This window comes from Pseudocitrobacter sp. RIT415, from assembly GCF_003057695.2.
GTDB classification, from domain to species: Bacteria; Pseudomonadota; Gammaproteobacteria; order Enterobacterales; family Enterobacteriaceae; genus Pseudocitrobacter; species Pseudocitrobacter faecalis.
On record NZ_QBJC02000001.1, the window covers coordinates 19,750 to 32,358 of the forward strand.

A 12,609-nucleotide genomic window follows, 5' to 3' on the forward strand; every position below is an offset into this window, starting at 1 on the left:
CCTCTGTACTTATCAGAAATTAATCAGTTTCAACGCGTTCGCGTATCACCACTGCGGGGTTGCCACGGCAAATCACGTTTGCCGGAAGCGATTTAAAAACGCTGCTTCGCGCACCAACGATGGTGCCGTCGCCAATTTCAATGCCGGGAGCAACAAAGACATCCGTCGCCAGCCAGCATTTTTCGCCAATCACAATCGGTGTGGCGGTAATATCAAAATGTTGACTCTGGAAGTCATGACTTCCGGTACATAAATAACACTTCTGTGACACCACCGAATTTGCGCCGATGGTAATATTGCCCAGCGTATATAACACTGCGTCATCACCCACCCAGGCATAATCACCAAGGGTTAATTTCCATGGATAGGTAATTTTCACTGACGGGCGAACGACTACGTTTTTTCCTATTTTTGCACCAAACAGACGTAACAAAAATGCACGCCAGCGATAGAGTATCTGCGGTGACCATGCAAAAAGTGTTGATTGCACCGCCCACCATAATTGCACTTTAATTCCCCCCGCCCCGCGAAAATTCTTCGGCACAGAGAATCCCGATAAATCTTGCATACCTTTCCCTTATATTCAGGATTTGTTATACAGGGCTTTTGTTTTGCCGGTGGTGCGCAGACGTAATAAATAAGACAATTCTGTCAGAAGCTTTGGCATGCGTAATATTTCTCGCTGAACATTCTTTGCATCCTGACATAACTGTAAATTATTAGTGGTTGATACCCCGCCCATCGAAAATTCAGACACCAACCCTTTTATGCGTTTAAAGGCATAGCCTGCTTTATACATTTTGGCGGCCAGTGCATAATCAGATGAAACACGATATTGCATATCATACGGATTTTGTTTCAACCCCACGCAGGGGAAGAAGATTGCCTGATGGCTGGCGGGTAAACTGTGATAAATATACCAGCCACTTTTTGCCCGACGGGTGAGTTGTGTACCATCGCCAAAATCGAGCATCGCATCACCCAGATACATCGCATCATCTTTTTTATTACGCAGTTGACGGACGAATTGTGAGACGTCCTGATGAAACACATCGCCGGAATTCAGGAACAGAGCAAATTTGCCTTTCGCCATCGCGATGCCTTTATTCATCGCATCATACAGGCCGTTATCCGGCTCGCTAACATAACGTAAGTTATACTGTCCGTTACGTTTTTCCAGAAACTCCGCCGTGCCGTCAGCCGACCCGCCGTCGACCACAATCCACTCAAACTGAATGCTCGGATCGTTCGCCAGATGCGCCAGTGAACGCCAGGTTTTGACGATGCCGTCATGGTTACGAAACGCGACGGTAATGACACTCAGCAGCATTGTTTTTTCCACCTTATCCGTTGTCGGCCATATTGAGCGCTTTACGCAAAATAAAGGGACAGACAATTAAAAATGCATATTCCGGGCTAAATATCGAACCGGTAAAAAACAGCGATATTGGCGTAAAAAGAAACAACTGCACGCGGAAATTGCGATTATTCCCAAAAGCGTTAATTGTCATCTTTCCGACATTAATCATGTACCATGCCGTCAATATCACTGCAAACCACGAAAAATAAATAATGAGCAGATACAAACCATTGTCTATTGTTTTTCCGACATCCGCACCGTTAAAGATTCCGAATGATGCCACATATTCATAAAGAGAACCGAAACGCACAATACCATCAATATTGGTTAACGAATAACCTACCATTACCAGTGGGCCTATTATACGGTAATAGGATGATGATCCTTCCGTCCCCAGATCGCCCAGACGCTCAGATATATACGGAAAAGCAAACACTAAACCGACCAAAAATACAGCCAACGAGATAATTGCCAGCGGCAGTTTTTTCTTAATGGCGTCTTTGTTCAGATACTGAAAAGCCCACTCCAGCAAATAGAACAGAATAAACGTCATTACCCCGGAAAATGATCCTGAAAGAATAATCCCTGCCAGAATCATAGCATCTGCTTTAGGGGTTTTGATACCGAACTGTTTGATACAGAGCCAAATTGAGATTAACGCCAGAGCGAAGAATGCCGGTTCGAAATAAAGTGCCGTGGTACGCTTGCCGCCGAACTTGATAAAATTCAGAACATAGCTGTTACTGTATATAAGATATTTCGAAATTGTCTCCATCAGGCTACTGCCTCCGGAGACGATAATTTGCAGCATCTCGACAGCGGCCAGCATGACGATGACGCCAATCACCATATAAAAGCCACGCAAAATTTTGCGGTGATTATGTGGCGAGATAACCTTGAAGCGAATACTCCATACCATACCGACAATAATCACGATATAGACAAACAGCATCGTCGAGGTAACGTACTTACTGGCATCGTAAGACTGGCCGAACAGATAGTTAAACAGCGTCAACCCTGCCCCCGCGCCGAGTGCAATCATCAACTTTTTCAGGTTAATCAGGTCAACGTAGAGTAAAAGCAGCAGCGGCAAAAAGGTCACAACGGTGATGGGAAAGCTCTCACCGAGCTGGGCGATTTTGACGTTAACCAGCAGGTAGATTAACGGTAGCAGGAGATAGCTACAGATTCTGATAGAACGAGACATACTCCTCCAGCATCTGTTGACCACTGTAGGCCTGGCGGCTACGAGCGCTAAACTGCGCAAGCGTGGTGCCGAAAATCGCCTGAGCGATGTCTGCTTTCGGCAACTGCGCAAGACGCAGAACGTCGCTGTCATCGACCGTATGTCCACCCGATTTGCTCAGCACCTCCTGCGCAGCATCACTGTGAGTCGCAATAACCGGCACGCCAATCGACAGCGCTTCACACAGGATCAGCGGATAGTTATCGACACGTGAACTGAACAGCAACGCATCCATACCGTGAAGTTGGCTCATCAACTGGCGCTTATCGGTAAGGAAGCCATGATTCACCACGTTATCGGCATTAAACGGTGAGAATTTGCCGAACGTATGCACCTCCACTTTATCGCCAAGGGCCATCAGCGCCTGCACCAGTTGCTGATTGGTTTTCCCGTCGTAGCGCAGGTCATGGGCCACCACGGCAATTTTGGGACGCTGTGAGTTTGCCGCTTTTGGCTGAAGATCGGCCAAAATGGTTTCCGTCGCCACATCAATGCCGTTGTTAATCACCAGACAGCGCCCCGCACCGTAAAGGGTGTTAAAGGCATCGGCTACGTGATGGCTGGGTGAAATAAAGTTGCAGCCCAGCGTCAGCATCTGGCGAAACAGCGCGCGTTTCTCATCAACCTGCAGATGAGCACGATCGACTTTTACCGGTGGGTAATTACTGAGAGTCGGGCATTGCGCACAGCCGTGCTTCCACCCTTCACAGCCGTCAAGAAACGCGCAGCGACCGGTAACGCTCCAGTGATCGTGCAGCGTCCAGACGAAGGTGACGTCCGGTTTATGCGCTTTTACGCGCTGGCAAAATTTCACCACCTCTGCCAGATTGAGCCAGTAGCTATGCAGCACATGAAAATGCAACACCACCGGGCCGGTAGTCTGTACCACCGTGCGATATAACCCGTTCAGATTGCCGAACAGATCGCGATTCAACAGGCGAAATAGCGCCAGGTTGGCTATTGAGGTGGCGCGCGCCGTATGCTTAATCACATTCGGGTAGCGGTCATGGCTTTCGCTTTTTTTGCCGCCTTTGCCATAGCCGTAGATAAACTGCGAGTTCATTCCCAGCTGTAGCGCGCGCTGATGGAGATCCAGTGCCACGCCCGCCGCGCCGCCTTCAGCCAGGCGAACGTTAAATTGCATAATATTCATTTCAGTACCTTCACCCGCGCTTTCTCACCCACCACCAGCGCATGGTCGGGAATGTTATCCAGCACGACGCTGCCTGCGCCGATGGTGACCTGATTGCCAATCGTAATGTCACCGATAATCACCACGTTGGCCCCGAGTTCCACGCCATTGCCAATCACAGGACACGCCAGGCTGTTCGGGCCACGATTACCGATGGTGACACCGTGGCGAATGGTAAAATCATCGCCCGCCACCACGTTCTTATTGATAACCACGGCATAACCGTGGTGAATAGTAAAGCGGCGACCAATCGTCGCGGCGGCCTGAATTTCGTAGCCAAACAGACATTCAGTCACGAAGCGATAGAGCAGCAACACCGGTGCGGCCCACAGATTGTTGAGCACATTTTTCTTACGCCACACGGAGCAAAAATGGGCGATACGATACGCCATCACCATGCAGCACGGGCGCAGACTCCAACTGTTCGCGCGCAAATCTTCCAGCATGATTATTTCCCCCGCAGCCCGTCGGCAAGGCGTTTGCCGTTGCGCACAGAAAACAGCGTCAACAGCGTGCGCCAGTTCATGCGTTTATTGCGGATTTGATACAGGGTGAAGAGCTGGTACTTCTTGCTTGCCCGGTCAAATTTGTCTTTGTGTTTGCGGTAAAAATGGAAGTAGCCGGAAAACTTTTTCGGCGAATTGGTGATTTGCATCTCGCCGTGGTTGATGTGCAGGATTTGCGTGGCTTCTTCGATTTTCCACGGCTCACCGTAGGCCACTACCATCCGCAGGAAAATGTCGTAATCCTGTGCCGCTTTCAGTTCTGTATCGAACAGGCACTCTTTAAAACGCCACGCCGAGCTAAACACCTGGTTGCCGACAATATTGCGTTTGTAGAACAACTTGCGGGAAAACGGCGATTTCGGATACAGCGGCAGGCTCGCGGGCTGCGAGTAGACTTCCCCCTGGCAAAGATAGTCGTTGGCATACAGAAACGCGTGGGTCACCAGTTGATGCTTTTGTGCGAGAAACACCGACAAACGGTTTGGCGTCCATTCATCGTCGTCATCAATACCGGTGATGAACTGGCCTTTCGACTGCATAATGGCCTGGTTACGCACCGCGCACGCGCCGGAGTTCACATCGTTATGGATGTAGCACACGCGCGGATCGTTCAGTTCACTCACAAATTGCTGAAGCTGTTCGTAGGATTCGGAACAATCATCAACAATAATCATCTCCCAGTTTGGGTAATCCTGGCGCAGCACCGATTTGATGGCGCGGATAGCCAACTGCTGGCGATTCCAGGTCGGCATATAGATAGAGATCAATGGATTTTCTGTGGTCATGAGGATCCCCCGGAGAAGCAAAGTCATGGCATTTTTCCCCTCACCCCGGCCCTCTCCCTCAGGGAGAGGGAGAAAACCAGCACCGACCAGTCCCCTCTCCCTGCGGGAAAGAGTTAGGGTGAGGGCAAACACACCTTATTTAGAATCAGATTTATATTCGTACTCGTAGTAGCCGTAATCCTGATAGCCCGTCGCGCGACGGAAGATTGAGTTCAGGATCACCCCTTTCACATTGATGCCGTTCTGCTCAAAGCGGCTGAGGCTGGTTTCCACTTCTTTCAGGGTGTTAACCGCATAGCGCGCCACCATCAGGGTGGTACCAGCATGGCGACCCACAATGGCCGCATCGGTGACGGCCAGAATAGGCGGTGTATCGATCAGGATCAGGTCATAGTTGGCGCTGGCCCAGGCCATCAGTTCACTGAATCGCTCGCTCATCAACAGCTCCGACGGATTCGGCGGCACCTGACCGCGCGGCACCAGGTCGAAGTTGGTAATGGATGTGCGTTTGGCACTGGACGCGATATCCGCTTTGCCCACCAGCACTTCCGATAACCCATTGTCATTGCTGGTGCCCAGCAGTTCGTGGGTGTAACCCTTACGCATATCGCAGTCGATCATCAGCACGCGTTTGCCGGTCTGGCTGATAACTGCCGCCAGGTTGGCACAGACAAAGGTTTTACCGATCGACGGGCTGACGCCGGTCATCATCAGCACTTTATTGCCCGCCTGCATCATGGCGAAGTGCAGACTGGTACGCAGACTGCGCACCGCTTCGATCGCCAGATCCGTTGGGTTACCCACCGCCAGCAGTTGGCTCTGTTTATAGCGCTTAACGCCTTTCACCGTTTTCACGCTGTCACGCGCTTTTTGCCATTCCGACAGCGGGATGCTGGCATAAACATTGATACCGTGCTCTTCCAGCACCTGCGGGCTTTCAATACCGCGGTTGAACAGCGAACGCAGCAGCACGCCAACAATCGAGAGCATCAGGCCGAGGATCAGGCTGCCGAGAATAATCAGCGCTTTCTTCGGCTTCACCACGCCCGGTTGAGCAATCGCCGGGTCGACGATGCGCACATCCCCCACGGTGCTGGCTTCGGTGATTTTCAGCTCCTGCTGTTTATTCAGCAATTGCATGTAAACCTGTTGGCCGGATTCCACATCACGCGTTAAACGCACTATTTCCTGCTGGGTTTTTGGCATCGCGGTCACCCGTTTCGACAGGCGCGCTTTCTCTTCTTCCAGCGCCCGGCGTTTTTCCAGCAGCGTGCGGTAAGCCGGGTGAATACGGGTGTAGAGCTTGGAGATTTCCGCTTCTTTGAAGGTCAATTCGTTAAGCTGCGCATCAATGTTAACCATTGAGTCGAGCACGGATTTCGCTTCCAGCGGCAGGTCAACCGAGTCTTTCTGCTGGCGATAGGCGTTGAGATTATTTTCTGCGACGTCCAGATTGTGGCGCACCACCGGCAGTTGTTTATCGAGGAAGGCGAGACTCTTCGCCGCTTCTTCAGATTTACGCGCCACGTTCTGTTCGAGGTAGTTACGCGCAATGCTATCGAGGATCTTGCGGATCTGCTCTTTATCTTCTCCGGTAATGCTGAGGGTCAGCACGCCGGAATCTTTACCATCTTCCGTGACGCTCAGGCTGTTTTGCAGTGAGTTAATCATGCCGAGCGTGGAGAATCGCGTCAGGGTAAACGATGCGCCTTCATGAGCGGCAATCGCCGTCACCAGCAGCGACACGCCACCTTTTTCCAGCGGTTTACCCACCTCGCCCTGCGCGCTGAAACCATCGTCATTGCTCAGTTGATAGCGCGTCGGGCTCAGCACATCCAGCGTAAAGGTGCTCTCCGCCATCGACTGTGGGCGATTGAAGGTGGTGACTTTGACCGTTTCGTTTTTACGCCCCATCAGGCGATCCCATCCTGCACCGATCAGCGGGAAAGTGTTTTTCTCAACCGAAATATCGAGGTCAAGGTCGTCGACGGTTTTGCCCAGCACCAGACGTGAGGTGATCATTCTGATCTCCGCGTCGGACGCTGGCGGTTTATTGCTCAGCGCGCTGCTGATGTCCTGCACCAGCGCGCTGCCCTGATTTTGTTCAATACGCACCAGCGCATCGGCACTGTAAATCGGCGTCGCAAATAGGGTGTAGATAATGCCAACCAGCGTAAACACGCCGGTAATACCCAGCACCCACCATTTCGCTTCGATGACCGTGCCCACCAGGCGACCAATATCAATTTCATCACTGCCCGTGGTCTGCGGGGCTATCTGTTTTACTTTTTCTGTCATTGTTATCCCTGCTGAGCTTTCAGTGCCTGCGCCCACTGTTGAGCAGACCGGTCGAGTAACTGATATACCGCTTCAAAGGCTTCGCGGCTTTTGCGATAGGGATCGGGAATGTCGCGTTCATCATCCCAGTGCCCAAACAGCATCACCTTGCCGCGCATTTCCGGCGCGAGGTCATGCAGTTTCGAGATGTGGCGGCGTTCCATTGCCAGAATCAGGTCATACTCCCGGCACATCGCGCCGGAAATTTGGCGGGCACAATGCCCGTCAAGCGAGAGTTGATGGTCTGCTGCCACGCTCACCGCGCTGGCATCCGCCCCCTTCCCCACCAGCGCGCCCAGACCCGCAGACGCAATGGTGAGTGACGGCAAATGGCTTTTCAGCAGACGCTCTCCCGTTGGGGAACGACAAATGTTCCCCACGCATACCACCAGAATTTTGTTAAACATGGCCGCTTACCAGGTGTGAATGTCTTTTGCCGTGTCCGTCATGTAGCGAACGCCACTGATGGTCGGCAACAGTTGATTGATCAGACGGTTCCAGCGCGTTACCGGCGCGGTCGTCACGTACACGACGTCATACGGCTGCAGTACGAAGTTGGTCGCCATCACCAGCGAGGTCGCATCGGACATATCAAGCTGATAAACGTTCGCCATCTTGCCGTTGTTGCCCTCTTTGGTCGGACGGATCACGAAGATACCGCTGGCATTCGAAGAGGTGAGATCCAACCCTTCCGCCTGGCCCAACGCTTCGGTCAGCGTCATACCGCTGAAGTCCATTTTGAGGGTGCTCTGTTTTTTCACTTCGCCCATCACGAACACTTTCAGGTCGTCGTTGCGCGGCACGAAGAGAATGTCGCCCGGATACAGCAACCGGTTCTGTTTCAGGTCGCCGTTCTGCATCAGCGCCTGAATCGAGATACGCTCTTCGCGTCCGTTATGCGTCAGCACCACGTTGCGCCAGTCCGCCATATCGGTCAGGCCGCCTGCGGCGTTGATGGCATCCAGAACGGTCAGCGGCACGTTAGTAATCGCCTGCTGGCCGGACTTGTTGACCTGGCCAGACACATAGGCTTTTTGCGAGCGGAAGGCGGCGACGTTCACATCTACCTGTGGATCCGTGATATAGGCGGCCAGACGCTGGCTGACAATCTGCCGGATTTCAGAGAGGGTTTTGCCTTTTACGTCAACTTTGCCGACGTAGGGGTAGAAAATGGTGCCGTCAGGCTGCACCCAGTTCCCGGTATCGCTTGAGCTGCGATACTGGCCAGCCGGGGTGGTGAGTTCCGGGTGATCCCAGACGGTGACGTTCAACACATCCCCCGGCCCCACGCGGTACTGGTAATTGCTTAACTCCTGATCCAGCGAAGTATTTGGCTGTGCGACATTTGGACGCGGACGCAGTTGTTCAATCAGTCGCGGGGTCAGCGGATAAACATTCACCATCTTGTCGATGTCAAAATCAGCGTCTTGCTGTTTAATGACATCTTTCCCGTAGGTAGACATATTGCTGCCAGGAAAGACGGTGCAACCACTCATAAAGGTTACCGACACCAATAATGGCATCAATTTTAGTTTGGATTTCATCATTGATTATTTATCACTTTGGCAGAGAAATTATCCTGTGCGAATTAAATAAACCCGAACATCTCCATTACCTGAGCATTCAGAATGCATTTAATCGTGCGTGAATATAAATGGCATATATCCTAAAAAAGATCGTATTCATCCGCAGGCTATTGACAGAATAATCGAGGCTGATTATCTCGCCTTCAGGCACGCTACCGCCCTTGGCTTTAAGCTACCAAATCACCTAAAATTCAGAATGTTAGAAATAGGTCAACATTTTCAGCATTGAATAAAGATTATTCCTGGCATTAAAACTTCTGGCCGATAAATACCCGCCGGATACGTTCCCATACCTTTTATCATTCAATGCCGGAAGAATTGTTGCAGCAATGCAAACAGCAGGCAAGGTAACGTCTCCTTAAAAATAGTTTTTAAGAATAATATTAAGCACCACAAAAACAATTTTTTAGGATTTTATTTATATTGACATACGGGAATAGTTAATAATATCTGAATAGCGCTATCTTCACCCATTGAGTATTTTTATAATAAACAGGAGTAACCATAAGGTTTTATTTCTGTGAGACTCTCATTTTTAGTCGGACAAATCTCAGGGAAACATTGCAATTTGCGCCGGCTTTATCCATGATCGAAGTGTGACAAATGTCATATGACTTAAGGTATTAAACAACGTATGGAATGGATTGCCGATCCCTCAATCTGGGCGGGTCTTATCACGCTTGTCGTCATCGAGCTCGTTCTCGGGATTGATAACCTGGTGTTTATCGCCATCCTCGCAGAAAAGCTGCCTCCGGCGCAGCGCGACCGCGCCCGTGTCACCGGCCTGATTCTGGCAATGTTGATGCGTCTGGTGCTGCTGGCCTCAATTTCCTGGCTGGTTACGCTCACCAAACCGCTTTTTGTGTTCCGCGATTTAAGCTTCAGCGCGCGTGACCTCATTATGCTGTTCGGCGGCCTCTTCCTTCTCTTTAAGGCCACCGTCGAACTTAACGAACGGCTTGAAGGTAAAGACAGCGATAACCCCACCCAGCGGCGCGGCGCGCGTTTCTGGGGCGTCGTCGCACAAATTGTGGTGCTGGACGCGGTCTTCTCGCTAGACTCGGTCATTACGGCGGTCGGGATGGTTGATCATCTGGCTGTCATGATGGCGGCGGTGATTATTGCCATCAGCCTGATGCTGCTCGCCAGTAAAGCCCTCACCCGCTTCGTCAACAGTCACCCGACTATCGTTATTCTTTGTCTCAGCTTCCTGCTGATGATCGGTTTCAGCCTGGTTGCCGAAGGTTTTGGCTTCGCCATCCCGAAAGGCTACCTGTATGCCGCGATTGGCTTCTCGGTGATGATTGAAGCCCTTAATCAGCTGGCGATCTTTAACCGCCGCCGCTTTCTGTCGGCAAACCTGACGATGCGTCAGCGTACCACTGAAACGGTAATGCGCCTGCTGAGCGGTCGCAAAGAGGACGCCGAACTGGATGCCGATAGCGCATCCATGATTGCCGATAACCGGGACGATCCCATCTTCGAGCCGCAGGAACGGATGATGATTGAGCGTGTACTCAACCTCAATCAGCGTACCGTCAGCAGCATTATGACCTCGCGCCACGACATCGAGCACATCGACCTCAGCGCTCCGGAAAACGAAATCCGCGCGCTGCTGGAGAAAAACCAGCACACGCGTCTGGTGATTACCGGCGGCGATGATGAAGAAGAGCTGTTAGGCGTGGTACACGTCATTGACCTGCTGCAACAGTCTCTGCGCAACGAGCCGCTGGATCTGCGTGCGCTCATCCGTCAGCCGCTGGTCTTTCCGGAAACGCTGCCGCTGCTCTCGGCACTGGAACAGTTCCGTAGCGCGCGTACCCACTTCGCGTTCGTGGTTGATGAATTTGGTTCAGTGGAAGGCATTGTGACACTCAGTGACGTTATGGAAACCATCGCCGGCAATCTGCCGAACGAAGTGGAAGAGATTGACGCCCGCCACGATATCCAGCGCAACCCGGATGGCACCTGGACGGCAAACGGCCATATGCCACTGGAGGATCTGGTGCAGTACATTCCGCTGCCGCTGGACGACAAACGTGAGTATCACACCATTGCCGGGCTACTAATGGAACATTTGCAACGCGTACCGAAAGCGGGTGAAGAGGTGCAAATTGGCCCCTTCACGCTGAAAACGTTGCAGGTTGAAAGTCACCGCGTGCAAAAAGTACAGATAATCCCACCGCCACAGGAAGAGGATGAACTGAACTACGAGGTGTAGTGCCTATAAGGGCTGATTATTAATCAGCCCTTTACTCTTCTTGTCTTCTATCAATTTTCCCACACATTTCTTCTGCCTCACCGCGCACATTTGCCCTACGCTTATACACGAGCCCTTTTTTCAGGTGGGCCATGACCACCGCATTCATTAATGAGATAACATTATGGAATTAAAGGATTATTATGCGATTCTGGGGGTTAAACCAACGGACGATCTGAAGACCATCAAGACCGCCTACCGCCGCCTGGCGCGCAAATATCACCCCGATGTCAGCAAAGAAAACGATGCCGAAGCCCGCTTTAAAGATCTCGCCGAAGCCTGGGAAGTATTGAAAGACGAGCAGAAGCGCGCTGAATATGACGAGCTCTGGGCGCATCGTAACGATCCGCATTTTGGCCGCCAGCAGCAGGGCCATGAACAGAGCTACAATCAGCGAGATTTTGACGATATCTTCTCTTCGATGTTTGGTCAGCAGGCGCATCACGCCCGCCGTCAGCGCGCCTCACGCGGCCAGGATCTGGAAATTGAAGTGGCGGTGTTCCTCGAAGAGACGCTGGCCGAGCAGCAGCGCACCATCAGCTATAAGGTGCCGGTGTATAACGTTTTCGGCATGGTTGAACAGGAACTGCCAAAAACACTGAACGTGAAAATCCCTGCGGGCGTCAGCGACGGGCAACGTATTCGCCTCAAAGGCCAGGGCACGCCGGGCGAAAATGGCGGGCCAAACGGCGACCTGTGGATGATTATTCACATCGCGCCGCATCCGTTGTTTGATATCGTCGGCCACAATCTGGAGATTGTTCTTCCTTTAGCACCGTGGGAAGCCGCGCTGGGCACCAAAGTGGAAGTACCAACGCTCAAAGAGAGCATTCTGCTGACCATTCCAGCGGGCAGTCAGGCCGGCCAACGGTTGCGGATTAAGGGCAAAGGCCTGGTCAGTAAAACCGTCACCGGCGACCTGTTTGCGGTGATTAAAATCGTGATGCCGCCGAAACCGGATGAGAAAACGATCGCGCTGTGGCAACAACTGGCTGAGAGTCAGGCCAGCTTCGACCCGCGTAAAACCTGGGGGAAAGCATAATGACGACCGTAACTGTAACCTTAACCGTCACAGAATTTTGTCTGCGCACGGGCGTTTCGTCTGACGAGTTGGATGAAATTGTCGGGCTGGGGATGATTGAGCCGCAGGTCTCTCAGGCCCAGGAGTGGTTGTTTGATGATCACGCGGCGGTGGTGGTACATCGCGCAGTGAGACTGCGTCATGAGCTGGAGCTGGACTGGCCGGGGATCGCTGTCGCGTTGACGCTACTGGATGAAAATGCGCGACTGGTGCGGGAAAACGAACGGCTGAGACAACGGCTGGAGCGGTGGTAGAG

12 protein-coding genes are annotated in these 12,609 nt (G+C 51.9%); 3 read left to right on the forward strand and 9 right to left on the reverse strand.

Annotated features, from left to right (window positions below; translation table 11 throughout):
• Window positions 1-19: 19 nt before the first annotated feature.
• From wcaF to DBY68_RS00130, 9 genes are all read right to left on the reverse strand, one after another.
• Window positions 20-568, reverse strand: a complete 549-nt coding sequence (wcaF, locus tag DBY68_RS00090) for a colanic acid biosynthesis acetyltransferase WcaF (RefSeq protein ID WP_108473746.1) — start codon at window positions 566-568, stop codon at window positions 20-22.
• A 15-nt stretch (window positions 569-583) separates the two neighbouring features.
• Window positions 584-1,330, reverse strand: coding sequence for a colanic acid biosynthesis glycosyltransferase WcaE (gene wcaE / locus DBY68_RS00095; protein ID WP_108473745.1), 747 nt, complete (start codon window positions 1,328-1,330; stop codon window positions 584-586).
• Between the two features lie 13 nt (window positions 1,331-1,343).
• Complete coding sequence (wcaD, locus tag DBY68_RS00100) at window positions 1,344-2,567, reverse strand: colanic acid polymerase WcaD (protein WP_108473744.1); 1,224 nt, start codon at window positions 2,565-2,567, stop codon at window positions 1,344-1,346.
• A complete protein-coding gene (gene wcaC / locus DBY68_RS00105; RefSeq protein ID WP_108473743.1) occupies window positions 2,542-3,759 on the reverse strand; it encodes a colanic acid biosynthesis glycosyltransferase WcaC in 1,218 nt (405 codons plus the stop codon). The genes wcaD and wcaC overlap by 26 nt, the downstream gene beginning before the upstream one ends.
• Window positions 3,756-4,244 (reverse strand): colanic acid biosynthesis acetyltransferase WcaB, encoded by a 489-nt coding sequence (gene wcaB / locus DBY68_RS00110; RefSeq protein WP_108473742.1) that lies wholly within the window; start codon window positions 4,242-4,244, stop codon window positions 3,756-3,758. The genes wcaC and wcaB overlap by 4 nt, the downstream gene beginning before the upstream one ends.
• A 2-nt stretch (window positions 4,245-4,246) precedes the next feature.
• The gene (gene wcaA / locus DBY68_RS00115) at window positions 4,247-5,089 is read right to left on the reverse strand and encodes a colanic acid biosynthesis glycosyltransferase WcaA (RefSeq protein ID WP_108473741.1); all 843 of its coding nucleotides are present in this window, start codon (window positions 5,087-5,089) and stop codon (window positions 4,247-4,249) included.
• Window positions 5,090-5,224: 135 nt separating this feature from the next.
• Window positions 5,225-7,387, reverse strand: a complete 2,163-nt coding sequence (gene wzc, locus DBY68_RS00120; protein ID WP_108473740.1) for a tyrosine-protein kinase Wzc — start codon at window positions 7,385-7,387, stop codon at window positions 5,225-5,227.
• Window positions 7,388-7,389: 2 nt separating this feature from the next.
• Window positions 7,390-7,833: a low molecular weight protein-tyrosine-phosphatase Wzb gene (gene wzb / locus DBY68_RS00125; RefSeq protein ID WP_108473739.1), complete on the reverse strand. Its 444-nt coding sequence runs from the start codon at window positions 7,831-7,833 to the stop codon at window positions 7,390-7,392.
• A 6-nt stretch (window positions 7,834-7,839) separates the two neighbouring features.
• Window positions 7,840-8,973, reverse strand: a complete 1,134-nt coding sequence (locus DBY68_RS00130; RefSeq protein ID WP_108473738.1) for a polysaccharide export protein — start codon at window positions 8,971-8,973, stop codon at window positions 7,840-7,842.
• Window positions 8,974-9,646: 673 nt separating this feature from the next.
• Between DBY68_RS00130 and DBY68_RS00135 the strand changes: the two genes are divergently transcribed.
• The 3 genes from DBY68_RS00135 (at window position 9,647) to cbpM (ending at window position 12,607) form a co-directional block, all read left to right on the forward strand.
• On the forward strand, window positions 9,647-11,233 hold the full coding sequence (locus DBY68_RS00135; RefSeq protein WP_108473737.1) for a TerC family protein: 1,587 nt from the start codon (window positions 9,647-9,649) through the stop codon (window positions 11,231-11,233).
• Window positions 11,234-11,396: 163 nt separating this feature from the next.
• A complete protein-coding gene (cbpA, locus tag DBY68_RS00140) occupies window positions 11,397-12,314 on the forward strand; it encodes a curved DNA-binding protein (protein ID WP_108473736.1) in 918 nt (305 codons plus the stop codon).
• Window positions 12,314-12,607, forward strand: a complete 294-nt coding sequence (cbpM, locus tag DBY68_RS00145) for a chaperone modulator CbpM (RefSeq protein WP_108473735.1) — start codon at window positions 12,314-12,316, stop codon at window positions 12,605-12,607. Before cbpA ends, cbpM begins: the two co-directional genes overlap by 1 nt.
• Window positions 12,608-12,609: the final 2 nt, after the last annotated feature.